The organism is Brevundimonas naejangsanensis, assembly GCF_000635915.2.
Classification (GTDB): Bacteria; Pseudomonadota; Alphaproteobacteria; order Caulobacterales; family Caulobacteraceae; genus Brevundimonas; species Brevundimonas sanguinis.
In genome coordinates this window covers 1,041,703-1,066,885 of record NZ_CP015614.1, presented here as the reverse complement: position 1 = coordinate 1,066,885, position 25,183 = coordinate 1,041,703, and the positions used below count along the sequence as shown (strand labels likewise).

Sequence of the window (25,183 nt, the reverse complement as noted above, 5' to 3'; positions counted from 1 at the left end):
GGCTTACCTAGAGCCTCAGTAAAGGCCGCTCAAGTCCTCGGCCGGCTCCTTCTTCGGCGGCGGCGGCGCAGCCGGAGGCGGCGCGGTCGGCGTCGGGGTCTGGGAGCGGACCTCCTGCTCACGACGGATGACGTCGTAATAGTTCTGCGGCCCTTCGGGCTGGGCCGGCGGCGGCGCTTCTTCGCGCAGCTGACGCTCAGTGCCCGGGCGGAAGGCCTCTTCGATGCCGTTGACGGTGCGGAAAATGGCGTTCTTCGGCTTCACGAACGGCCGCGCAGGCCGCTCCTTCAGCGCGTCTTCCATGAAGTCGATGAAGATCGGCACGGCGGTCGAGGCCCCGGCTTCACCGCCGCCCAGCGAACGGTTGTCGTCGAAGCCGACGAAGACGCCGACCACGATGTCGGCCGAGAAGCCGACGAACCAGGCCGAACGATATTCATTGGTGGTGCCCGTCTTGCCGCCGACCCACGGGCCCAGGCTGCGAGCGCGAGCGCCGGTGCCGCGCTGGATCACGCCCTCCAGCATGGAGGTCATCTGATAGGCGGTGATGGGGTCGATCACCTGGGTCCCGCGATCCTGAAGGCGGGGCGATTCCTGGCCGCTGAAGCCCCGGCCGCAGTCGCGGCACTGGCGACGGTCGGCGCGGTGGATGGTCTGGCCGTTCCGGTCCTGAGCCAGTTCGATGAGATAGGGATCGATGCGGCGCCCGCCGTTGACGAAGGCGGCATAGGCGGCGGTGATGCGGTAAGGCGTGGTTTCCCCGGCCCCCAGCGACATGGCCAGGTTCGGCGACATGTCGTCCACGACGCCCATCTTCTTCGACAGGTCGACGACGTTCTTCATGCCCACCGCCTGCGCCAGGCGCACGGTCATGACGTTGCGCGACAGCTCCAGCCCGCGCCGCAGCGTCTGGGGTCCATAGAACTGGCGGCTGTAGTTCTGAGGCGTCCAGGCGCGGCCGCCGGGGCCGCCCGGGAAGCTGATCGGCGCATCCAGCACGATCGAGGCCGGGGTGAAGTCGCCTTCCAGCGCCGCCGCATAGACGAAGGGCTTGTAGGCCGAGCCCGGCTGGCGCTTCGCCTGGGTCGCGCGGTTGAAGCTGGACAGGGCGTAGGAATAGCCGCCGACCATCGCCAGGACGCGGCCCGACTGCGGCTCGATCGCAACCAGGGCGCCGTTGACGGCCGGGACCTGCTTCAGGGCGAACTGGCCGTTCTGGCGCTCGACGAAGATCAGGTCGCCGCGCTTCAGCGGGCGACGTCCGGCGTTGGACCAGGCCACATCGGCGGCGCGCAGCGCGCCCGCCTGATCGTCCTTGGCCGTGCGGACGCGGATTGAGCCCCCGCTGACGCTTTCAACGGCGGCCGCCTGCCACGAGCGGCGCTCGGGCGGGGTCGTGCGTTTCTGCGCCTCGGCCTGCCAGCCGTCGGCGAAGTCGGTCGTGCCCCAGGCGCCGCGCCAGCCGTGTCGACGGTCATAGTCCTCAAGCCCGCGCATCAGGGCGTCACGCGCCGCCGACTGCAGCTGCGGATCAAGCGTCGTGCGCAGGTAGTAGCCGCCACGATTGACCTCTTCCTGACCGAACAGGGCGATGGCGCGACGACGCGCCTCCTCCACGAAGAAGTCGGCGTCGGCGTACTCGGCTCGACGGGGCGCAGAGCGGGTGTTCAGCGGACGGGCCAGCGCTGTCTTCAACTGCTCGTCGGACAGCCATTTGTTGTCGGCCATCTCGCCCAGCACCCAGTTCCGACGACCCAGCGCAGCAGCCGGATAACGTTTCGGGTGATAGTTGGTCGGCCCCTTGGGCAGGGCCGCCAGGAAGGCCGCCTCGTCCGGCGTCAGCTGATCCAGCGACTTGCCGAAATAGTTATAGGCCGCCGAAGCCACGCCATAGGAGCGATAGCCCAGGTAGATCTCGTTCAGATACAGTTCGAGGATCTGCTCCTTGGTCAGCGTCGCTTCCAGACGGCTGGAGAGGACGGCTTCCTTGAGCTTGCGGTTCAGGCTGGTCTCACTGGTCAGCAGGACGTTCTTGGCCACCTGCTGGGTGATGGTCGAGCCGCCCTCCAGCCGCTTGCCCGACATGACGTTGAACACGTTCTTGAACATGGCCCGGCCGATGCCGGACACGTCGATGCCGCCGTGATTGAAGAAGTTCTGATCCTCGGCCGCCAGGAAGGCGTGCACGACCGTCTGCGGCACCTGGTCATAGGTGACGTAGATGCGCCGCTGGTCCGAGAACTCGCCGATCAGGGTGCCGTCGCCGGCATAGACGCGCGTCGCCGTCGCGGGGCGATAGTCCGCCAGTTCAGAGGCGTCCGGCATGTCGTGCAGGACCCAGGCGGCGTAGATGGCCACCACCACCCCGGCCAGGGCGATAGCGCCCAGCAGGGCTACGCCCGCCATGACGAACCAGCGTTCGGCTATCTTCACCACGAACTCCGCAAGACGCACCCCATCATCGCTCGTTTATCGCGCGTCGCGCGGCGCGCAAAGCGGAACCGCACTTATCCCTTGTCGCGCAGCAGGCGCGCCTTGTCGCGCTGCCAGTCGCGCTCGGCCGCCGTCTCGCGTTTGTCATGCAGTTTCTTGCCCTTGGCCAGGGCGATCTCCAGCTTCGCCTTGCCCGCCTCATTCAGATAGAGGCGCACAGGGACGATGGTGCGCCCTTCGCGTTGGACTGCGCCGATCAGCTTGTCGATCTGCTTGCGGTGCAGCAGCAGCTTACGGTGACGGCGCGGCTCATGGTTGAAGCGGTTCGCCATCTTATAGGGCGGGATGTCGGCGTTGATCAGCACCATCTCGCGCCCCTCGGGCGAGACATAGCTCTCGGCGATATTGGCCCGGCCGTCGCGCAAAGCCTTGATCTCGGTGCCCCGCAGCTGGAGCCCGGCTTCGATATGATCTTCGAGGAAGTAGTCGAAGCGCGCGCGTCGGTTTTCGGCGATGGTCTTCTGTTTGGGGGCGTCGGCGGCCATCAGGCGACTCCAGCGGCGGCCAGCGCCTCGTCGATGGCGGGCCGCACCGCGTCGGCCGTCAGCGACAGCGGCAGGCGAACCTCTTGCGTGCACAGGCCCATCTTAGCCAGGGCGTATTTGGTCGGGGACGGCGAGTTGTCGAGGAACAGCGCCTTGTGCAGACCGATCAGCCGTTCCTGCCACGAGCGCGCGGCGGCGAAATCCCCGGCCTGGATGGCGTCATGCAGGGCGACCATCGCCTCAGGCGCGACGTTAGAGGTCACGGAAATGACGCCGACGCCGCCGTGCGCGGCATAGCCAAGATAGCTGGAATCATCGCCCGAGATCAGGTCGAAGGCGCCGTCGATATTGGCCCGCATCCAGCTGGCCCGCGCCACATCGGCGCTGGCGTCCTTGATGCCGACGATGTTCGGATGCGCCGCCAGGGCCGCCACCGTCTCGTTCGACAGGTCCACCCCCGTACGCCCCGGCACGTTGTAGAGCAGGATCGGCAGTTGCACGGCGTCCGCCACCGCCTCGAAATGCGCCTGCATTCCGACCTGCGACGGGCGGTTGTAATAGGGGGTCACGACCAGGGCGCCGTCGGCGCCGACCGTCTTGGCGAAACGGGTCAGGTCGATCGCCTTGTCCGTGGCGGACGAGCCCGCCCCGGCGATGACGCGGATGCGACCAGCGGCGATGGCGACGCACTGTTCGACCACGCGCTTGTGCTCATCCAGATGCAGGGTGGCGCTCTCGCCCGTGGTGCCCATCGGCACGACGCCGTGAACCCCAGCGGCGATCTGGCGCTCCAACAGGCGCTCGAAAGCGGCCTCGTCCACGTTTCCGTCACGAAGAGGTGTGATCAGGGCGGTGATCACGCCCTTGAACAAGGGGGCGGTCATGGGAACAACATACCTGCGCGGAGAATGGGCGGCGGTCCGCCCGTCACTAATCGGCAAAGGGTAGGTTGCCCGCCGCCTGGCCGCAACCAAAGATGAATGAGGATCAGATATCTAATGATCGCGACGACCGTGGCCGCCGCCTTGGCGATTCTGACTCCCCCGGCTCAGGACGTGCTGAACAGCACGCCTGCCCCCTACTCCGCCAGCCAGGGCGGAATCATCAGCAGCCAGGACGCCGCCCTGGTGCAGCAGGGACTGACCGCCGCGCGAGCCCGCGACGTGGTCGGCACGCAGGCCGTCATGGCCCGGATTTCCGACCCCTCGGCGCGCAAGCTGGTCGAGTGGGCGCTGGTCGACACCTCTGACAGGCAGATGTCCTACAGCGACCTGGCGCGGGCGCAGACCGACCTGGCGAACTGGCCGCGCGGCGAATCGCGCAGAGCAGCCGGCGAGCGAGCGCTGGACATGGCTGGCCAGTCGCCGGACGCCGTCATCGCCTTCTTCAACGGGACCGCCCCGACCACGGCCCAGGGCGCCATCGCCCTGGCCGGCGCGCTGGAGCAGACCGGCCGCCGCCAGGAGGCCCAGGCGCTGATTCGCGACTGGTGGCGCACCCAGAGCTTTGAGGAAGCTCAGCAAAGCCGCATCTATTCGCGCTGGAGCGGGTGGCTGACCAGCGACGATCATGTGGCGCGGCTGAACATGCTGCTGCTGGGGCCGCACGGCCCGGCGACGCGCGCCATGGTCGCCCTGGTCCCGGCCGACCGTCAGACGATCGCCAACACGGTGATGGCGCTTCGGACCGCCTACGCCCCCGACGCCATCGTCGGCGGTCTGTCGCCTTCGCAGGCCAACGACCCGGCCGTGGTGCTCGAGCGGGTGCGCCTGCTGCGCTCGGCCGGGCGCCAGTCCGAAGCCTTCCCGCTCCTGTCGGCCCTGCCCGCCGCGCCGTCGCACGCGGACGGTCAGAACACCCTGTGGAGCGAACGCCGCAACTACTTCCTGGACGCCCTGCAGCAGGGCGACGCGCGCGCCGCCTACGCCGCCATGAACGGCCACGGCTTCCCCTCGGGCGAGCGCAAGGTCGACGCCGAGTTCTTCGCCGGCTGGGTGGCCCTGACCAAGCTCAATGATCCGGCCACGGCGGCCCAGCATTTCGAGGCCCTGCGCAACGCCTCCTCGACCCCGATCACGCAAGGGCGCGCCCTGTACTGGCTGGGCCGGGCGGCCGAGGCGCGCGGCGACCGCGAGGGCGCCCAGCGCTGGTATCAGGCGGGCGCCGAGCACTGGCAGACCTTCTATGGCCAGCTGGCGGCGGAAAAGGCCGGGGCGACGACCCTGACCCTGCCGGGCGAACCGGCGCCGGCGCCGGAAGACGTCAACCGCTTCGAGGGCAATGAAGTGGTGCGGGCCACCCGCATCCTGGGCCAGATCGGCGAGAAGACGCTGATGCGGGTGTTCGCCTATCATCTGGATGATACCCTGCCGTCGCCCTACGACCTGGCGCAGCTGTTCGACCTGATGCAGGGCTATGGCGACCAGTTCGGCTCGATGATGGTCGGTCGCGCCGCCAGCCAGCGCGGCTTCGTCATGCCCGAGCGGATGTATCCGATTCAGTTGCCGCAACAGGTCGCGGGCATGGCGCCGAACGAGTTCGCCCTGGCCATTACCCGTCAGGAATCCAGCTTCGATCCGCTGGTCCGTTCGCACGCCGATGCGCGCGGCATGATGCAGCTTCTGCCCGCGACGGCGCAGGGCGTGGCGCGTCGCATGGGCCGCTCGTTCAACTCAGAGCAGCTCTGGGACCCGGAGATCAACATGACCCTGGGCAGCTATCACCTGGGCGAGCTGATCAACAACTTCGGCGGATCGCCCTTGCTGGCCTCTGTCGGTTACAACGCCGGACCGGCCCGTCCGCCGCAGTGGACCGCCCGCTGCGGCGACCCGCGTCAGGCCCAGGTCGATCCCATCGACTTCATCGAGTGCGCCCCCTTCACCGAGACGCGCAACTACATGATGCGGGTGATGGAGAACATGCAGGTCTATCGCGCCCGGCTGAACGGCGGCTCTGCCCCGCTGACGCCGTCGGCGGACCTGGCGCGCGGCACGCCGCCGAACGCCGGACCGCGCGCCTATCAGCCGTGATGTGACGCGCGACGGGCCGCTAGCCACGGCCCCTCTGACGCCTCCAGCCATACGGCGTCGAGGTTGAAGACGGTCTTCAGGATGCTGGGCGACAGGGCCTCGGTCGGCGCGCCTTCCGCCGCCGTGCGCCCTTGGTCCAGCACCACGACCCGATCGGCGAAACGCGCCGCCAAGCTGAGGTCGTGCAGGCTGACCAGGACCCCGCGCCCTGCGTCGGCGCGCGCGCGCAGCCGCTCCAGCACCAGCAGCTGGGCGTCCGGGTCCAGACCGGCGATCGGCTCATCGGCGACCAAGAGAGGCGCCGGAACCGTCAGGGCGCGGGCCAGAAGCACGCGTGCGCGTTCGCCGCCCGACATATCGGCCACGCCGCGATCGGCCAGATGGCCGACGCCGACCTCGTCCAACGCGGCGCGGGCGCGCTCGAGAGCCGCCCCCCCGGTCAGAAAAGGCGCGCCCAGCGCCGCCACCTCGACGGCCGGCAGGTTCCAGGCGATGGAACGGTCCTGCGGCAGATAGGCCGCGCGCTCGCCGCGCTGGCGTTCCGACAGGCGTCGGGCCTCGTGGTCGCCCAGACGAGCGGTCCCTTCGGTCAGCGGGGCCAAGCCAAGGGCGGCGCGAACCGCCGTCGACTTGCCCGCCCCGTTCGGTCCGCACAGGGCGACGACTTCGCCTGGCCGGACAACGAAGGACGCGCCTTTCAAAACCTCGACCCCGCCGAGGCGCGCGTGGGCGTTCTCAAGCTCCAGCAGCCCGCTCACAGCCGCCACTCCCGCGCCGCCCGCCATGCGATCAGGGCGAACAGCGGCGCGCCGACCAGGGCGGTGAACACCCCCAGCTTCAGCTCCTGATCCGTCGGCAGCATCCGCGCCATAAGATCGGCCAGCACCAGCATCAAGCCGCCCGCCAGAGCCGAGGGCGCCAGCAACCGTCCCGGATCGCCGCGAACCGCCGCCCGCACCAGATGCGGCGCCGCCAGGCCGACGAAGCCGATGACGCCGGCAACGGCCACCGCCGCGCCTGCGGCCAGCGACGCCGCCGCCAGGGCCAGCACTCGCATCCGCCCCATCGACAGGCCGGACGCCCGCGCCGCCTCCTCGCCCAGCGTCAGCATCCTCAGCCCCGGCGACGCGCTTCTCGCCAGAAACGCCGAGATCAGAAGCGCCGGCGCCACCCAGGCGACATCGTTCCAACTGCGGTTCTCGACCGATCCCAGCAGCCAGTTCATCACCTCGGCCGAGGCGATCGGCGAGGGCGACAGGTTGAAGATCAGGGCCGTCAGGGCGCCTGCGAAACTGGACAGGGCCACGCCGAACAGGATCAGCGCCTCAGGCGCTCGCACCCGCGCCGCCAGGGCGATCAGCAGGCCGCCGCCGACGGCCGCGCCGAACAGGGCCGCGCTTTCGACGGCGCCGGGTATGGCGGCCAGCCCTAGAACAATAGCGGTCGCCGCGGCCAGAGCCGAGGTCGCCGACACGCCCAGCACCCCCGGCTCGGCCAGCGGATTACGCAACAGTCCCTGCATCACCGCCCCGGCCAGGCCGAGCGCCGCGCCGACCAGCAGAGCGCAGACCGCGCGCGGCGCCCGCACCAACCACAGCACCTCGCCCGGACCGGACGCAGGATTAGAAAACCCCTCGGCGTACTGCCCCGCGCTGAAAGCGGTTTCTCCCAGGGTCACCGCCACGCCGAGCGCGGCGACCAGGGCCAAACCCAGGCCGATATTCAGTCTCGCGGCGCCGGTCATTTCGCCTGCTCCGCCAGCAGAGCAGCTGCGTCCGCCGCGAACCACGCGGGACAGGTCAGGGCCGCGCCGGGCAGGCTGGCCGCCGTGCGTTCCGCTGTCGCCCGGCGCATGACTGGATGGCGCCCGGCGCCGCGCCAGTCCGACCGCGCCAGGTCGAAGAATCCCTTCACATACAGCGCAGGCGGCGAAAGCAGCACCCGCTCCAGCCCCAGCGGCTGATAGCCGGGCTGAATCACCCCGTTGCGGAACCCGGCCGCGCGCAGGATGGCGTCCATCAGCGAGCCCGGCCCGCTGGTGAAGCCGCTGGCCGTGACATAGACAGCCGCCCGCCCCCGCCCCGCGCCCGACGCCTGCGTCAGCCGCGTCTCCATTTGGCGGATCAGGGCCTCGCCGCGCGCGCGGCGATCCAGTGCGGCCGCCACCTTGCGGATGTTGGCTTTGATTCCCTCCATGTCCGTGGCGTCGTCGATGCCGACCGTGCGCACTCCACGCCGATCGAGCGCGTTCAAAAGCCGTGCATCGCCGCCCCAGTAACGAACCGCCACGTCCGGCTGAAATCCTGTCGCGGCCTCCAGGGTCGGACGAACCATCCGCCGCCCATTCGCCGCCTGTCGCATCCATGCATCGGGATCGTCGGCGCGCGGCGACAGGGCGAGCTCCGCGTCAGGCGCGAGGGCCAGGACGAACTGATCGGCGCACTGATCCAACGCCATCACCCGCAGCGGCCGCGCCTGGGTTGCGGTCGCCAAGGTTGCGGTGATCAGGAGGACGAGTCCGCAGCAGCATCGCCTCACCGGGCGGCCAGCCCATTGAACAGCACGTCCAACTGAGTGCGGATCAAAACCTCGCGGTCCGCCCAGTCGAAATAGGGCTTGGTGATCAGCAAGGAGACCAGACCGTGCACGCAAGCCCAGATGACCTGCGCCTGTATCCGCGCGTCCCCGCGCAGGACGCCCTGCTCCACGGCGTCTTCGACAACTGACACCACGGCCTCAAACAATTCTCCTCCCGCCTTCTGCGCAATGGTCTCGGCCCCGTGGCGGGTCTCGGCCGTCGGCGTGAGATAGGCGAGGCGGTAGGCGTTGGGATGCTCCAGGCCGAAAGCCACATAGCTCTCGGCGATCCGGCGCAGGCGCGCCAGCGAGGGTTCCGTATCCGCCAGGATGCTGCGGTTGCGCTCGGCCAGCCTTTCGAAGGTATTCCTACAAATCTCGTTCAGGATTTCGCTCTTATCGGCGAAATGCATGTAGAGCGCCGTCGAGGACAGGCCCACCTCATCGGCGATCTTGCGGATCGTGGCGCCGTCGTAGCCGCTTTCGACAAAGATGCGTTCGGCCGCCGTCAGGATCTCGGCCCGGCGTTCGTGCCCGTCTCCCTTGGCCTTGCGGTTCGATCGCGACGTGGAAGTCGTGGAGATCGACAATCAACTGGCTCCTTGAACGAGGGACCCGAGTCCCGAGGCGAGGTTAACTCGACCAACCCCTCTAGCCAAACCCAAGCTTTGGGATATCAATGATATTAACATTGCGTTAAATCGGACGAGGGCGTGGTGGGTTGTCAACAATCAAGGACAGAGTCAGCGCGCATCACCCTGACGCGCGTTCAGGCGATCTCCATAGGCGTCGCGCTGGCGCTGAGCATGACCAGCGCCGCCGCTGTGCCGCGTCTGGCCGGATGGCTCCTCGTATCGACACAGATCGCTTTTCTGGCGCTGGCGGCGTGGCGGCTGGGCCTAATCGCGGTTCAGGCCCGCGCGCCGAGGGCGGCCCTGTCTTCCAGTTGGCGTCATGAGGACTGGCCCCGCTACACCGTCGTAGCTGCGCTTTATCACGAGGCGCAGATATTGCCCCATCTGGTCGAGCGACTGGATGAGATCGATTATCCCCGTGACCGCCTGCAAGGCTTCCTGGCGCTTGAAGCGGATGATCACGCCACGATCGCCGCAGCGTCGCAGCTGGAGCTGCCCGACTGGTTGAGCGTGCTGGTGGTGCCGCCCGGCACGCCGAAGACCAAGCCACGCGCGTTGAACTACGCCCTGGCGCGAGCGACCGGCGACTTCCTGACCATCTACGACGCGGAAGACGACCCCGATCCGCTGCAACTGAAGGAAGCGGCGATGAAGTTTCGCGATGAGGGCGACAGCCTGGCCTGCGTTCAGGCTCCGCTGCGCATCCGCAGTCGCCAGAAGACCAGCCCTCACCCCCTGCTCGACCGCCAATTCGCCGCCGAATACGCCGCCCTGTTCGAGATCACCCTGCCCGCCATGGTTCGGCTTGGCCTGCCCTTTCCGCTGGGCGGGACCAGCAATCATTTCCGCGTTTCGGTGCTGAGGGCGCTAGGCGGGTGGGACTCCTGGAACGTGACCGAGGACGCCGATCTTGGCTTCAGGATCTGGCGTGCCGGATATCGACTGGGCGTCATCAGCCGGCCCACCTATGAGACGCCGCCCGGTCCGGTGCGCCTTTGGCTGCCGCAGCGGACGCGCTGGCTGAAAGGCTATCTGCAGACGTTGGCGGTGCACACGCGCTGGACCGAGGGAATGGGCTGGCGCGGCTGGGCGGCGTTGATCATGACCATCGGCGCCGGCCTGGGATCGGCGGCGGTCCATGCCGGCTGCATGGCCTGGGTCGCCGTGGTTTGCCTGATGTCGGCCATGGACCGGCAACTGCCGTCCCTTTCCGTTCTGGGATGGGCGGTGCTGATCGTGGGGGTCGCAGCCGCCTGGATCACCAAATACCGCGGCGCGCGGATCGCCGGGACGCCCTATGGCCCGCTCGATATGGCGGCCTCCCTGCCTTATTGGTTCCTGTTGAGCCTGGCCTTCATGCACGCCGCCGTCCGGCTGGCGCTGGAACCGCACCGCTGGGACAAGACCCCGCATCAGGACGATATAGAACTGATCATCGTTCCTGACCCCTATCCCGACGCTGGACGAGCAGCGGCCTGAGCGCCTATCAGCGCGCATGGCTCCGGTTCTTTCCTCCACGCCCGAAACCCTGGTCACCCGCGGGTGGTCGGACTACGCCCTTTTGGACAGCGGCGACGGCCGCAAGCTGGAGCGTTACGGCCGCTACACCGTCGTGCGCCCCGAGCCCCAGTGCTTCTGGAAGCCTCATGAGGAGGCAGCCTTCGAGCGCGCCAACGCCATGTTCGACCCCCAGCAGGAGGAAGAGGATTCCGGTCGCTGGCGGTTCGATCAACACGGGCCGATCGACGCCTTTCCGCTAAAGTGGCGCGACGTGCGCTTCATGGGGCGGTTCACCCCGTTCCGGCACCTGGCCTTCTTCCCCGAGCAGGCGGCCAACTGGGAGTGGCTGGACGCCCGCGTCCGCACCCTGAAGCAGCCGAAGATTCTGAACCTGTTCGGCTATACCGGCGTGGCCAGCCTGGCCTGCGCGGCGGCGGGCGCCCACGTCACCCACGTCGACGCCTCCAAGAAATCCGTGGCCTACGCCCGCGAGAACGCCGAACTTTCCGGCCTGGCCGACCGCCCGATCCGCTGGATCGTCGAGGACGCCCGCAAGTTTGTGGCGCGAGAGGTGCGGCGCGGCAGCAAATATGACGGCATCATCCTGGACCCGCCGAAGTATGGGCGCGGCGCCAATGGCGAAGTCTGGCGGCTGTTCGAGGACATGCCGGGGCTGCTGAAGGGCTGCGCCGCCCTGCTGTCCGACGACGCCTCCTTCCTGCTGCTGAACGCCTATGCGGCGCGCATTTCGGGCCTGTCGCTGGCGCATATGATGGCCGAGGCGACGCATGATCGCGGCGGCCGCATCGACTGGGGCGAACTGGCCCTGTCGGAGGACGGCGAGAGCGCCCGCGCGATCGGCCTCAGCTTCTTCGCCCGATGGAGCGCCTGATGACCGAACGCCTCATCACCTCCCTCACCAACGACACCATCAAGGCCGTCCGCGCCCTGCACATGCGCAAGGAGCGCGAGGCGACGGGCCGCTTCCTCGCCGAGGGTCTGAAGTTCATCGGCGAGGCGCTGGATCAGGGGCGCGCCCCGGTCATGCTGCTGGTCGGTCAGGACGCCCGGCCCCACCCCCTGCTGGACCGAGCCAAGGCCGAGACGCTGAAGAGCGGCGGGCAGATCATCGTCGTCACCCACGCCATCCTCGAAAAGATCAGCCGTCGCGACAATCCGCAGACGGTGCTGGGCGTGTTCGAACAGGTCTATACGCCGCTGGACGCCATCCAGCCCGACGCCAAGCCCTGCTGGGTGGCGCTGGAGCAGGTGCGCGATCCGGGCAATCTGGGCACCATCATCCGCACAGCGGACTCGGCCGGCTGCGGCGGCGTCATCCTCATCGGCGATTGCGTCGATCCCTTCTCGGTCGAGGCGGTGCGCGCGACCATGGGCTCGGTCTTCGCGGTCAGCATCAGCAAGGCGACGCGTGAAGAGTTCCTGGCCTGGCGCGCCTCTTGGCCCGGCAGCGTCATCGGCACCCGCCTGGACGCCACCCACGGCTATCGCGACAGCCCGGCGCGCCACCCCGCCCTGATCATGATGGGCAATGAACAGGCGGGCCTGACCGACGATCTGGCCGCCGCCTGCGACCTGAACGTCAAGATCCCCATGCGCGGCCGGGCCGACAGCCTGAACCTGGCCATCGCCACCGGCATCATGGTCTATGCGCTGACCGACGCCGCCTATGGCGAAGGGCTGTAAGGCGGGCTGATGCCGCGTCAGGTTCCGCGCGGCTTGGCCCGGCTGGTCGCCGCCGCATTGGCCGGATCTTCCGGCCACGGGTGGCGCGGATAGCGGCCGCGCATCTCGCTGCGCACCGCCGCCCATGACCCTGCCCAGAAACCCGGCAGGTCTTTGGTCACCTGCACCGGCCGCCGCGCGGGCGACAGCAGGCTGAGCGTCAGGGGCACACGGCCCCCGCCGACCATCGGGTGCGCCTTTACGCCGAACAGTTCCTGCACCCGGATTTCGACACGCGGTCCGCCCTCGGCGGCATAGTCGATGCCCGCGCTGCCCAGCGGCGTGGTCAGGCGCGTCGGCGCCAGTTCATCCAGCTTGCGCTGCAAATCCCAGGGGATCAGTCCGCGCAGGGCTTCAGCCAGCTTGCCGTCGCTGATGTCGGCCAGCGATCGCGCACCGTCCAGCAGAGGCCAGAGCCAGTCCTCGCGCGCCGCCAGCAGCCCCTCATCCGAAACGTCGGGCCAGGCGCCGTCCAGCTCGCGCATGAAAGCCAGCCGCGCCCGCAGCGCTCCCGCCTGCTCGCCCCACTTCAAGGCGCCGAGGCCGCCCGCTTCGATTTCCGACTTCAGCGCCGCGGTCATGGTCGCCCGATCCGGCGCGCCGACCACTTTCTCGTCCAGCACCAACGCGCCGATGCGCCGGATGCGGCGGATCACCGGCTTGCCGGAAGGCTCGCGCGCCAGCCGGTCCTCGACCTCGATCAGATGCGCCAGATCGGCTTCCAGCGTCGCGGCGTCCAGCGCCGCCGCCAGACGGATGCGGTCGCGAGCGTCTCCGCCGCCCAGTTCCGCCACCGCCAACCACGGTTCGCGCGCCAGATGATCCGTCGGCTCGATGAAGGCGCCGCGCCCGGAGGCCAGCAGCACCTCGCCCGGCTTGCCCTTGGCGCGCGCGACGCGTTCGGGGAAGGCCTCGGCCAGCAGCAGGCCGGCGTCCGGCTCGCCGTCCCGGCCGCCGCCCGCCGCCCGCGCCCAGCGCTCAGCCAGCTTCATCGCGTCGCGGCCGCGCGGCGAACGGTCCCGCTCCAGTCCCTTGAGGCGTTCGTGCAGATCGACGCCGTTTCCGCCGAGGCCCGGCTCGCTGAGCACCGCCGCGATCCTCGCCCCGCCCAGGGCATCGCCCTGATCTGAGGCGACAGCGACCATGTGGGCCAGACGCGGCGCCAAGGGGATGCGGGTCAGCCGTCGCCCGTGCGGCGTCAGGTCGCCCTTGGCGTCCAGCGCGCCCAGACGGGCCAGCACTCTGCGCGCCTCGGCCATGGCGCCAACGGGCGGCGGGTCCAGCAGGGCCAGCCCCTCGACCGACTTCGCCCCCCAACGCGCCAGATCGAGCGCGAAGGCGGTCAGATCCGCCTCCTGAATTTCCGGCCGCTGATGGGCGACCAGGCCGCGCGTCTGTTCCTCGTCCCACAGGCGATAGCAGACGCCCGGTTCGACCCGGCCCGCGCGGCCCCGCCGCTGCTCGGCCGAGGATCGGCTGACCTTGACCGTCGCCAGCCGGGTCAGGCCGCTGGACGGTTCGAAGCGGGGCACGCGCGACAGGCCGCCGTCGATCACCACGCGCACCCCCTCGATGGTCAGGCTGGTCTCGGCCACGGAGGTCGCCAGAACCACCTTGCGGCGGCCAGGCGCGGCGGGCTCGATGGCGCGGTCCTGCTCGGCCTTGTCGAGCGCGCCATAGAGGGCGACGACATCGACCGACGGATCACGCAGCCGCTCGTTCAGGCGCTGGACGGTGCGGTGAATCTCGCCCTGCCCCGGCAGGAAGGCCAGGATCGAACCGGTCTGCTCGTGCAGGGCCTGAACCACGGCCTTGGCCATGGCCTCCTCGAACCGTTCGACCGGGTTGCGGCCCAGATAGCGGGTCTCGACCGGGAACATCCGTCCCTCGGCCTCGATCACTGGCGCGCCGTCGAGCAGGCGCGACACCCCCGCGATGTCGAGCGTCGCCGACATGACCAGCAGACGCAGATCGTCGCGCAGCACCGACTGACTGTCGCGCGCCAGCGCCAGACCCAGATCGGCGTCCAGACTGCGCTCGTGGAATTCGTCGAACAGGACGGCGCCGACGCCCTCCAGGCCCGGGTCGTCGAGAATCATCCGCGTGAAGACGCCCTCGGTCACGACCTCGATTCGGGTGTCCGGACCGATCCGGCTCTGCAGACGCGTGCGATAACCGACGGTTCCGCCAGCCTTTTGGCCAAGATTAGCGGCCATGCGATCAGCGGCGGCGCGCGCGGCTAGTCGTCGCGGCTCCAGGACTAAAATCTTGCCGCCCGCCAGCCATGGCTGATCCAGCAGGGCCAAGGGCACGACCGTGGTCTTGCCCGCGCCCGGCGGGGCCGCCAGGACGACCGCAGAGGTCTGGGCCAGGGCGGCCTTCAGCGGCTCCAGAACGGCGTGAATCGGCAACATAAAGCGGCTGTAGCGCCTTCCAAGGGGTTCACGAAAGCGTCGTCGGCGCGTCATCCCTCGTAAACCGCGTTGCGCGCACGGCCTCAGATGGCTAGCGTCCCCGCCCAAGAAGGCGACCCGGGAGGGGTCGTCGCATATGTTGGGGGCGCAACTGCATGTCTGCAGACGGCGTAAAGCCTGCCGGTAATCGGCTATTCCTTAAAAAATCCATCGCCCAAATTCAGAAGGAAGCCGCCAAAAGCGAGCTGAAGCGGACGCTTGGCCCGCTGAATCTGATGAGTCTGGGCATCGGCGCCATCATCGGCGCGGGCATCTTCGTGCTGACGGGTCAGGTGGCTTCGGCCCACGCCGGTCCGGCCATCATGTTCTCCTTCGTCATCGCCGGCATCGCCTGCGGCCTGGCGGGCCTGTGCTACGCCGAACTGGCGTCGACCATGCCGGTCTCGGGCTCGGCCTACACCTATGCCTACGGCACTCTGGGCGAAATCTTCGCCTGGATCATGGGCTGGCTGTTGGTGCTGGAATACGGCGTCGCGGCCTCGACCGTCGCCGTCGGCTGGTCCGGCTATGTGGTGTCGATCCTGAATGACTTCGGGATCAGCGCCAGTCTGTTTCCGACAATAAGTTACCCAGGCGGCGAAGGACCCCAGTGGGCCACCCCGCTGATCCAGTACGTCGCCTCGGGCGCTGACGCGGGCTTCCCGCTGACGGGCACCTTCAACCTGGTGGCGGCCGTCGGCATCGCCGCCGTCTGCGGCCTGCTGGTGCTGGGCGTGTCGGAATCGGCGAACATCAACAACGCCATCGTGGTCATCAAGATCATCGTCCTGCTGACCTTCATCGCTGTGGGCCTGCAGTACATCAACCCGGCCAACTGGGACCCCTTCATCCCGCCGCAGGGCGACAGCTGGGACCAATTCGGCGTGGGCGGCATCTTCCGCGGCGCCTCGATCATCTTCTTCGCCTATGTCGGTTTTGAAGCGGTTTCGACCGCCGCCGCCGAAGCCAAGAACCCGTCGAAGGACGTGCCGATCGGGATCCTGGGCGCCCTGTTCGTCTGCACTCTGATCTACATGGTCGTGGCCGCCGTCATGACCGGCGTCGTTCCCTACCTGGAGCTGGCTTCGCCGGCCCCGATCGCCGTCGCCATCGACCGCATGGCGCTCACCTGGGCCGACATTCCGCTGGCCGGCGCGCCGAGCGGCAAGCTCAACCTGATCGCCTTCCTGATCAAGATCGGCGCCATCACTGGCCTGTCCTCGGTCATGCTGGTGCTGTGCTACGGCCAGACGCGGATCTTCTACACGATGGCGCGCGACGGCCTGCTGCCCAAGGCGTTCGCCGTGGTGCACCCGAAGTTCCGCACCCCGTGGATCGGCACCATTCTGCTGGGCATCGTCATCGCCATCGCGGCGTCCTTCCTGCCCATCTCGATCCTGGGCGACCTGGTGTCGCTGGGCACGGCGACGGCCTTCGCCATCGTCTGCCTGTCGGTCATCGTCCTGCGCATCAAGCACCCAGACATGGAGCGTCCCTTCCGTGTTCCGGGCGGCATGGTCACGGCCGTGCTGGGCATCCTGGCCTGTCTGACGCTGGCGTCGTTCAACTTCGTGCCGATGGTCCAGCACGCCCTGAACGACAACCCGCTGCCGCTGACCATCCTAGGCGTCTACGCCGTGGTCGGGGCGCTTATCTACGGTCTGTACGGCTTCGCCCACTCGAAGCTGGCCAAGGGCATCGACATCACCGAGGACGTGAAGCTGGAATCGGCGGCTGACGCCTTCGGTCATGGCGTCGACAACAAGAAGGACGACTGATCCTGATCAGTCGTTCCGCACACCGCGTCTGCACGTTGCAGCGGGCCGACGGCCTCAAGCAGCGCGAAGCGCGGCAGGCCCAAAAAAGAGAAGGGCCCCGGAGCGATCCGGGGCCTTTTTCATGGCCGGACGGGATTGCCGAAACGGCCGCCCTCGCCTACAGCCTCGGGCGAACCTATGCGGATGTGGCGGAACTGGTAGACGCACCAGATTTAGGTTCTGGCGCCGCGAGGCGTGGAGGTTCGAGTCCTCTCATCCGCACCATTCTCGGCCGCGCGCCAGCGGCGCGCCCCTCGTTCAGCGCCGACAGCCCCGTTGCCAACGGTCCTGCCTTATTCCTGCGATTATAGCAGTTGAGACGCTCGCAGGCGGGGCCTGTGGCCCCGGCGCATCCCGCGAGCCACCGGCCCTGGCCCAGTCGATATGCGGCGCCTGAGATCATCCGACGATTATCCACTCGCCGCTCGGGTGTGAGGAGCTTCTGGCGATGCAGCGCGCGCACCATCCGCAGCGCCCAAATCGGCATCGAGCGTTAAAGCTCGGATGTCGGAACCACCACATCCTGCAGAAGCCAAGCCATAATTTCAAATTTCTGACGGTTTCCCACCCCTCCGGGCGCGTCTTCCTTCGTTTTTGGCAAAAAATTGTTCTCAGAGGGAGAATATGTCTTTTACGGGGCGATTTTTTGTCCGAGCCTTCGACGGCGGCTGGACGATCCCGGGCGCGTATATGGGGGGAAATCAATGTTCCGGACGACCTTTGCCAGCCGGCTTTGCGCGGCGCTTCTGACCAGCACTGCGCTTACCGCCGCAGGCCCCGCCTCAGCCGCCTTGGCTCAACCCGCGACGGCGGCCACGCCGGCTTCGGACATCGTGACGGCGCCTGAGCGCTTTTTCCCCCAGCCTCCCGGCACGGACTACTTCCTTGCCGACTATGATCAGTATGAGCGTTATCTTCAGCGCCTGGCCGGCGAATCTGACCGGATGAAGCTGCAGAGCTTCGGAACCTCCGCTGAAGGACGCACCCAGTGGATGGCGATCGTGTCTTCGCCTGAAAACCTGGCCAATCTGGATCGTTATCGCGACATTTCCCGGCGCCTGGCTCGCGCTGAAGACCTGACCGCAGAACAGGCGGCGGACCTGGCGCGGGAAGGCAAGGCCATTGTCTGGATCGACGCCGGCCTGCACGCCACCGAGACCGTCACCACGCAAGGCCAGATCCAGATCATCCACCGGCTGCTGTCCCAGAACGACGCCGAGACCCGGCGCACGCTCGACGATGTCATCATCCTGTTCGGCCACGCCAACCCGGACGGCCTGCAACTGGTGGCCGACTGGTATATGCGCAACGAAGACCCGCTGAAGCGCGAGTTCAACTCTATCCCGCGCCTGTATCAGAAGTATGTGGGCCACGATAACAACCGCGACTCCTACATGTCGCTGATGCCCGAGACCGAAAACATCAACAGGGTCCACTATCGCGAGTGGTTCCCCCAGATCGTCTTCAATCAACACCAGACCGGCCCGCGCGGCATGGTGGTGTTCATTCCGCCCTTCCGTGACCCGTTCAACTACAACTTCGACCCGCTGGTGATGACCACGACCACCGAGGTCGGGACCATCATGCACAGCCGCCTGATCTCTGAAGGCAAGGCCGGATCAGGGATGGACAGCGTCGCCCCCTACTCGACCTGGCACAACGGCATGTATCGGTCGGCCCCCTATTTCCACAACATGGTCGGCATCCTGACCGAGATCATCGGCGGGCCGACGCCGGAAGCCATTCCGCTGATCCCCGAGACCCAGCTGGCCCGCAATGACGAGCCTATGCCGATCAGCCCCCGCATGTGGCGCCTGCAGGACAGCATCGACTACCAGTGGTCGATGAACCGGGCTGTCATCGACTACGCCTCGCGCAACCGCGAACGCCTGCTGATGGGCATTTATCAGATGGGCGCCAACAGCATTGAGCGCGGCAGCGAGGACAGTTGGACCATCACGCCCCAGAAAGTCGACGACCTGAAGGCGGCGGCCACCACCACCGATCGCGGCGCCATCAATGCGGGTTTGTTCGATACAGTGCTGAAGACGGCCGAGAACCGAGATCCGCGCGGCTTCATCATCAACCCTGAAGAACAGCGCGACCTGCCCACCACGGTGGCCTTCCTCAACGCCCTGATGAAGAGCGGCGTCGACGTCGAGGTCGCCAGCGCCCCCTTCACCGTTGGCGCAAAGCGTTATCCGCAGGGCGCCTATGTGGTGAAGACCGCCCAGGCCTTCCGCCCCCACGTGCTGGACATGTTCGAGCCGCAGGACCATCCGCACAACACCGAGTATCCAGGCGGCCCGCCCAAGCTGCCCTACGACGTGGCGGGTTACACCCTGGCCTATCAGATGGGGGTGACGTTCGATCGCGTGCTGGACGGCTTTGACGGCCCCTTCACCCGGGCGGGCGACCTGCTGGCCGCGCCGCCGGGCGCCGTCATCGGCTCGGGTCGTGCGGGCTTCGTCATCCCCCATGAGGTCAACAACAGCTTCATCCTGACCAACCGCCTGCTGAAGGCGGGGGCCAGCGTCGAATGGCTGGAGAACGGCGCCAAGGTCGGGCGCACCCAGTTGCAGCCGGGCGCCCTGTGGGTGCAGGCCTCGCACGAAAGCACTGCAGCCGTGCGAGCGGCGGTCGGCGAGCTGGGCTTCAACGCCTATGCCGTAGACCGCAAGCCGGCGGGCGGCTCCATCGCCTTGAAGCCCGTTCGCGTCGGGCTGGTGGATCGTTATGGCGGGGTCATGAGCGCGGGCTGGACCCGGTGGTTGCTGGAGCAATATGAGTTCCCGTTCGAGGTGGTCTATCCGCAGACCCTCAGCGCCGGAAACCTGAACGAGCGCTTCGACGTCCTGGTGTTCACCGACGGGACCACGCCGGCGCTCGATCACGCGGCCTATCGTCCCCAGCGCAACCAGCCTCTGCCGCAAGCCGAGGACATCCCTGAAGCCTATCGCGCCTGGCTGGGCGAAGTGACTGCTGACGGCGCCGTGCCACAGATCGCGGAGTTCGCTCGCAACGGCGGCTCGGTCATCACGATCGGCGGCGCCAATCGCCTAGCGCACCTTCTGGGCGCGCCCATCGCTCCGGCCCTGGTCAAGGAAGAGAATGGAACGCAGCGGCCCCTGGCCACGACCGAGTTCTTCCTGCCCGGTTCGATCCTGAGCGCAAAGGTGGACAACACCGACCCCCTGGCCTTCGGCATGCCGGCCCAGGCGGATGTCTTCTTCGCCAACGGCCAGACCTATCGCATCGCCGGCGAAGGCGCGAAGTCCGTGGCCTGGTTCGATACCGACGCGCCTTTGCGGAGCGGCTGGGCGCACCATCAGGAGTTGCTGAAAGACACCTCGGCCGTCGTCCAAGTGGATATCGGCAAGGGCAAGCTGTTCGTCTACGGCGTCGAAGTCTTGCAACGCGCCCAACCGGCGGGGACCTTCCGGCTATTCTTCAACGGCCTGCTCTACGGCCCGGCCGCTGCCGCCGACTAAACCCTGAAGCCAACAAGAGAAGCAGGCGCTTGCGACGCGCTGGCTGCCGCTCGTCCTCGCTCAAGCGCTTCAGGTCGAAACAACACGTCATTCGCTGAGACTTCGAAGGAAGTCAGTAAACTCAGAGGGGTAATCATGAAAAACCAAGGACACACGCGATCCAAGCCCAAGGCCTCCCGCGTGTTGCTAACGAGCGCATGCGCCTATGCGGCCCTGATGGCCGGTGCAGCACACGCCCAGGAAGATCAGTCTGAAACCGCGACCCATGTGAGCGATATCATCGTCACTGGCTCGCGGGTGGCGCGCCCGGACTATGTGGCCAACAGCCCGATCGTCTCCGTCTCGACCGAGGCTATCGAAGACACGGGCCAGGTGTCTGTCGAGCGCGCCCTGACGCAGTTGCCGCAATTCACCGGCGCCTTCGGTCAAGCCAGCACGGGCAGCAGCACCACGACCCTGAACGCCGGCCAGGCCAACGCCAGCCTCAGAGGCCTGGGCCCCAAGCGCACGCTGATCCTGCTGGACGGTCGCCGGATGCAGCCGTCGTCTCCGGACGGCTCGATCGACCTGAACACCCTGCCTGACGCCCTGATCGGCAACGTCGAAGTCATCACCGGCGGCGCCTCGACCGCCTACGGTTCGGACGCCACGGCGGGCGTGGTCAACTTCCGGCTGCGCAACATTGAGGGCCTGACGCTCAGCAGCCAGTACGGCGTCAGCGAATACGGCGACGGCGAGCAGTTCCGCGCGACCGTCACCGCCGGTCAACGATTCGCGGAAGGTCGCGGCCGCGCCATGGTCTCGGTCGACTACTCCCAACGCGAGCCTGCGCTTCAGAGCGATCGGCCGTTCAATATCATGCGAACGCCCCAGAACGGCACGGCGACGCTCGATTCCGGGGCCATGCTCTTTCCCGGAAACGCGCCCAGCGCCGCTGTGGTCAACAACCTGTTCCGCAATGTCTATGGCACCAGTCCCATCACCGGTTCAGCGACCTACACGGGCCAACTGGGGTTCAATCTGGACGGCACCCTGTTCAGCCACGTGACGCCAGTCGGCAACTATTTTGTCGAGAACTACCGCGACCCGGAGACGGACACCCAATACATCGCCGGCAGCCGCAAACAGCTCAACTTCGGCTGGCCCAACAGCCAGGTCGTGAACACCAACGACCGCGTCACGGTCTTCTCCAAGCTTGATTACGACGTCACCGACAACACCTCGGTCTTCGCCCAGGCGACCTTCACCAGCTATGACGCGTTGACCTTCTTCAACCCGACCCTGGCGTCGGGCGCGGCCTATGCGCTGAGCGCGCCGGTCACCAACCCCTTCCTGACGCCTGACGCCCGGCTGATCCTGGCGTCACGCCCCAATCCCAACGGCGACTTCACCTTCCAGAAGGCCTTCACCGCCGCCGGCGACCGCCTACAGACCAACACCTATGACGTCTATCAGATCGTCTTGGGCGCAGATGGCGTCCTGCCGTACCGCGACTGGACGTGGGATACCTTCGCAAGCGTGGGGCAAACCAAGACCAACAACATCCAGCACGGCGCGCTCAGCAAATCCGCCGTCGTGAACCTGCTGTACGATCCGTTCGGCGGCGCGGGCGGTTCGCGGATGGAATACGACCCCGTGACAGGCGCTTCCGTGGGCATGGTCGCCTATCCCGTGCTCTGCGAGGGCGGAGCCAACTTCTTCGGCAACCATGCGCTTTCCCAAAGCTGTATGGACTATATGACCCGCCGGACCTCGAACACCAACGAGATGAAACAGCGGGTCGCCGAACTGAACCTGCAGGGCGGGTTGTTCAACCTTCCGGCCGGGGAAGTCCGCGTGGCGACTGGTCTCGGCTATCGCTACAACTCCTTCCAGTACAACTCCGATGAACTTTACAATATTCCAGGCGTCGGCAGCGACATCCTGGGCTACAGCGTCCTGCGTCCTTCCGGCGGCAACACCAGTGTCAGCGAGATCTACTTCGAAGCCCTGGTCCCCATTCTGAAGGACATGCCGATGGCTCGCGAGGTCAACATGAACCTCGGCTATCGCTATTCCGACTACAGCAGCGTGGGCGGCGTCAGCGCCTATAAGGTCGATGTCGACTGGAGCGTCATAGACTCCCTGCGTCTGCGCGGCGGTTACAATCGCTCTGTGCGCGCGCCCAGCGTCGGCGAGCTCTACGCCCCCGAATCTTCGGGCAGCACGGGCATCGGCAGCCCCAGCGCGGCGACGCCGTTCGGCGGCGATCCCTGCGATGTCCGCTCCGGCTATCGCGGCGGCTTCGGTCAGAGCGGCGCCAACGCCGCCAAGGTCGAGGCTCTGTGCGCGGCCATGGGCGTGCCTGCGGGCGTGCTTCCGACCTATCAGTTCGGCTCGACCCAGGTGTTCGCTCTCACCGGCGGCAACCCCAACCTGCAGGAAGAAACCACTGACACCTACTCGATCGGCGCCGTCATCCAGTCGCCGTTCTCTTCGCCGCTTCTGGAGCGGATCTCGACCTCGATCGACTGGTACGCGATCGAAGTCACCGGCGCGGTCGGCAACCTGCCGATCATCCAGACCATGGAGAACTGCTTCAACCTGAATGGCGCCAACCCCACCTATGACGTGAACAACTACTACTGTCAGGTCATGGGCAAGCGTAACCCGACCACAGGATTCCTGTTCGAGCCGGGCCAGCCCGCGCTGAACCTTGGCGCCTTCAAGGTCAGCGGCGTCGACCTGCAGATCGACTGGTCGTTTGACCTGGCTGACGTCGGCCTGCCCGCCTCGGCCGGCAGCCTGTCTCTGGGCACCGTGGTCAGCTATGTCGACAAGTTCGAGATTCAGAACCTGCCGGGCGGCCCGTCCTACAACTATGCAGGCAGCCGCGGCACCGCTGTCGAAGAGGGCGCCGGTCTGGCCCACCCCGACTGGAAGGCCAATACGACCCTCGCCTACACGCGGGACTGGCTGAACATCAGCCTGCGGTGGCGTCATACCGCCGCAATGATCAGCGCCGAACAGGTGCGCAATGCGGCCAGCACGACCCGAGGCGTCGATTCCTATGACGTCTTCGACTTGAACGGCCGCTTCACCCTGCCGAAAGACCTTAGCGTGCGAGTGGGCGTCTCCAACCTGCTCAACGAAACGCCGCCTCAGGTGGGCAACTTCGCCGGCAGCTATGATGGCCAGAACTACGACACGCTCGGCCGCTACTACTCAATCTCGGTCACCAAGAGCTTCTAAACGGCCTGGGCGGCGCAGAAGGATGGCCTTCAGATCCATCCTTCTGCGCCCCTCGCCGCAATGAAGCTGGGTCCGGTTCCCATTCCTGTTTCGCCCACACTGGAGACGCCGTTTTCAGTGGTCGGAAACTGATGACCGCGAGCGATCATCTGTCGGTTCGCCGTCTCGATCATTCACCCTTCAAAAACATGCGCATGAACAGCGGAATCCAGAATATGAAATTCACCAGTCTTACCGCCATCACCGTCGCTCTATCATGTCTTGCGGGCACATCGGCGTGGGCGGCTGAACTGCCGGCGGCGCAGCAGTCCGCCATCATCGACAGCGTCGAGCGTGGCCGCGAGCATCTGGGGGCCACTGCTCTGGCCATATGGGAGTTCGCCGAGGTCGGCTATCAGGAAACCCAGAGCTCAGCCCTCCTGCAGCAGGATCTGACGGCCGCCGGCTTCACCATCACCGCAGGCATCGCCGGCCAACCCACCGCATTCGTCGCCAGCTTCAAGAACGGCAAGGGCCCGGTGATCGCCCTGCTGGCTGAATTCGACGCCCTGCCCGGCCTGTCTCAGGCTGTATCGCCCGTCGAACAATCCCTGCATGCGATCGCCGGTCACGGTTGCGGCCACAACCTGTTCGGCGCGGCCTCCAGCCATGCCGCCATCGCTGTCCGCCAATGGATGATCGACAACAACATCAAGGGCGAACTGCGCCTCTATGGCACGCCCGCCGAAGAAGGAGGCTCGGCCAAGGCCTTCATGGTCCGTGACGGCCTGTTCAATGACGTGGACGTCGCGCTCCATTGGCACCCGGCAACCGTCAACAGCGCCAGCCAGGGAACGACCAAGGCCAATGTCAGCGGTAAATTCCGCTTCTACGGCACGTCGTCGCACGCGTCCGGCGCGCCGGATCGCGGACGTTCGGCCCTGGACGCGGTCGAGGCGATGAACGCCATGGCCAACATGATGCGCGAGCACATTCCTGACGGCACGCGCATCCACTACGTCATCACCGATGGCGGCGAAGCGCCCAACGTGGTGCCCAACTATGCGGAATCCTACTACTACGTCCGTCACGGCGACCCAGAGGTCGTCCTGTCAGTCATCGAACGGCTGAAGAAGGCCGCCGAGGGCGCCGCCCTGGGCACCGAAACCCGATATGAGTTCCAGCAGATCGGCGGCGTCTACAGCATGATGCCCAACGGCGCGCTGATGAGCGTCATGGACCGCAACCTGCACCGCGTCGGCGGCATCACATGGACGCCCGAGGAAACGGCTTTCGCAAGCAAGCTCCAGCAGACCCTGGCCAGCCAGCCGCCCCTGTCGAGCGTCGGTGAAATCCAGCCCGCCAAGCTGAGTTTCGATGGCGCAGGCGGGTCGACCGATGTGTCGGACGTCAGTTGGGTCGTTCCCACCGTCGGCCTGGCGACCGCTACATTCGTGCCCGGCTCTGCGGGCCACAGCTGGCAGAACACCGCCGCCGCAGGCTCCAGCATTGGCGTTAAAGGCGCCGTCGTCGCAGCCAAGACCTTGGCCCTGACGGCGGCTGAACTGTTCGTCAGCCCCGAAACGATCGCTGCGGCGACTACCGAGCTCCATGAACGTCGCGGTGCGGATTTCGTCTATCGCCCCCTGGTCGGTGACGGCCCGCCCCAACTGAACTATCGCGGCGACGGCAAATAGCGCCAAGGCCGGGATGGTTGGAACACAGTTGACGTCATAACTGATGCGACTGA

General features: G+C 67.0%; 16 protein-coding genes and 1 tRNA gene. 9 read left to right on the top strand and 8 right to left on the bottom strand.

The annotated features are described in order from the left end of the window. Positions 1-15 precede the first annotated feature (15 nt). From DA69_RS05060 to dapA, 3 genes are all read right to left on the bottom strand, one after another. The gene (locus tag DA69_RS05060) at positions 16-2,406 is read right to left on the bottom strand and encodes a penicillin-binding protein 1A (RefSeq protein WP_029972487.1); all 2,391 of its coding nucleotides are present in this window, start codon (positions 2,404-2,406) and stop codon (positions 16-18) included. A gap of 101 nt (positions 2,407-2,507) precedes the next feature. Continuing rightward, entirely contained in the window at positions 2,508-2,978 is a 471-nt protein-coding gene (smpB, locus tag DA69_RS05055; protein ID WP_025977152.1) for an SsrA-binding protein SmpB, read from the bottom strand. Continuing rightward, a complete protein-coding gene (dapA, locus tag DA69_RS05050; RefSeq protein ID WP_025977153.1) occupies positions 2,978-3,862 on the bottom strand; it encodes a 4-hydroxy-tetrahydrodipicolinate synthase in 885 nt (294 codons plus the stop codon). Before dapA ends, smpB begins: the two co-directional genes overlap by 1 nt. 114 nt (positions 3,863-3,976) lie before the next feature. Here dapA and DA69_RS05045 point away from each other — a divergent pair, with 114 nt between their 5' ends. Beyond that, positions 3,977-6,007 carry a lytic transglycosylase domain-containing protein gene (locus tag DA69_RS05045; protein WP_235599224.1) on the top strand — a complete coding sequence of 677 codons (2,031 nt, stop codon included), beginning with the start codon at positions 3,977-3,979 and terminating at the stop codon, positions 6,005-6,007. On the opposite strand, the gene DA69_RS05040 is transcribed toward DA69_RS05045, so the two are convergent. From DA69_RS05040 to DA69_RS05025, 4 genes are read right to left on the bottom strand one after another with little or no spacing between them, the layout of a single operon-like run. After that, positions 5,998-6,765 (bottom strand): ABC transporter ATP-binding protein, encoded by a 768-nt coding sequence (locus DA69_RS05040; RefSeq protein ID WP_025977155.1) that lies wholly within the window; start codon positions 6,763-6,765, stop codon positions 5,998-6,000. The two genes, DA69_RS05045 and DA69_RS05040, sit on opposite strands and share 10 nt — an antisense overlap. Then, positions 6,762-7,751, bottom strand: coding sequence for a FecCD family ABC transporter permease (locus DA69_RS05035; protein ID WP_025977156.1), 990 nt, complete (start codon positions 7,749-7,751; stop codon positions 6,762-6,764). The genes DA69_RS05040 and DA69_RS05035 overlap by 4 nt, the downstream gene beginning before the upstream one ends. Then, positions 7,748-8,500, bottom strand: a complete 753-nt coding sequence (locus tag DA69_RS05030; protein ID WP_235599223.1) for an ABC transporter substrate-binding protein — start codon at positions 8,498-8,500, stop codon at positions 7,748-7,750. The genes DA69_RS05035 and DA69_RS05030 overlap by 4 nt, the downstream gene beginning before the upstream one ends. A gap of 41 nt (positions 8,501-8,541) precedes the next feature. Continuing rightward, a complete protein-coding gene (locus tag DA69_RS05025) occupies positions 8,542-9,174 on the bottom strand; it encodes a TetR/AcrR family transcriptional regulator (RefSeq protein WP_025977158.1) in 633 nt (210 codons plus the stop codon). Positions 9,175-9,390: 216 nt separating this feature from the next. Here DA69_RS05025 and DA69_RS05020 point away from each other — a divergent pair, with 216 nt between their 5' ends. From DA69_RS05020 to DA69_RS05010, 3 genes are read left to right on the top strand one after another with little or no spacing between them, the layout of a single operon-like run. Further along, positions 9,391-10,698: a glycosyltransferase family 2 protein gene (locus DA69_RS05020; protein WP_235599222.1), complete on the top strand. Its 1,308-nt coding sequence runs from the start codon at positions 9,391-9,393 to the stop codon at positions 10,696-10,698. 16 nt (positions 10,699-10,714) lie between these two features. After that, the gene (locus tag DA69_RS05015) at positions 10,715-11,611 is read left to right on the top strand and encodes a class I SAM-dependent methyltransferase (RefSeq protein ID WP_025977160.1); all 897 of its coding nucleotides are present in this window, start codon (positions 10,715-10,717) and stop codon (positions 11,609-11,611) included. Next, a complete protein-coding gene (locus DA69_RS05010; RefSeq protein ID WP_025977161.1) occupies positions 11,611-12,423 on the top strand; it encodes a TrmH family RNA methyltransferase in 813 nt (270 codons plus the stop codon). Before DA69_RS05015 ends, DA69_RS05010 begins: the two co-directional genes overlap by 1 nt. Before the next feature lie 17 nt (positions 12,424-12,440). Here DA69_RS05010 and hrpB read toward each other — a convergent pair whose 3' ends face one another. After that, positions 12,441-14,876, bottom strand: a complete 2,436-nt coding sequence (hrpB, locus tag DA69_RS05005; protein ID WP_025977162.1) for an ATP-dependent helicase HrpB — start codon at positions 14,874-14,876, stop codon at positions 12,441-12,443. Positions 14,877-15,031: 155 nt separating this feature from the next. Between hrpB and DA69_RS05000 the strand changes: the two genes are divergently transcribed. The 5 genes from DA69_RS05000 to DA69_RS04980 all read left to right on the top strand — a co-directional run bounded on the left by DA69_RS05000 (position 15,032) and on the right by DA69_RS04980 (position 25,130). Next, positions 15,032-16,693 (top strand): amino acid permease, encoded by a 1,662-nt coding sequence (locus tag DA69_RS05000; RefSeq protein ID WP_025977163.1) that lies wholly within the window; start codon positions 15,032-15,034, stop codon positions 16,691-16,693. Between the two features lie 179 nt (positions 16,694-16,872). Next, a tRNA-Leu gene (locus DA69_RS04995) sits at positions 16,873-16,957 on the top strand. A 566-nt stretch (positions 16,958-17,523) separates the two neighbouring features. After that, positions 17,524-20,223 (top strand): M14 family metallopeptidase, encoded by a 2,700-nt coding sequence (locus DA69_RS04990; RefSeq protein ID WP_025977164.1) that lies wholly within the window; start codon positions 17,524-17,526, stop codon positions 20,221-20,223. A 216-nt stretch (positions 20,224-20,439) separates the two neighbouring features. Beyond that, positions 20,440-23,454: a TonB-dependent receptor domain-containing protein gene (locus DA69_RS04985; RefSeq protein ID WP_167349640.1), complete on the top strand. Its 3,015-nt coding sequence runs from the start codon at positions 20,440-20,442 to the stop codon at positions 23,452-23,454. A gap of 194 nt (positions 23,455-23,648) precedes the next feature. Beyond that, on the top strand, positions 23,649-25,130 hold the full coding sequence (locus DA69_RS04980; protein ID WP_235599221.1) for an amidohydrolase: 1,482 nt from the start codon (positions 23,649-23,651) through the stop codon (positions 25,128-25,130). The last annotated feature ends 53 nt before the right edge of the window (positions 25,131-25,183 follow it).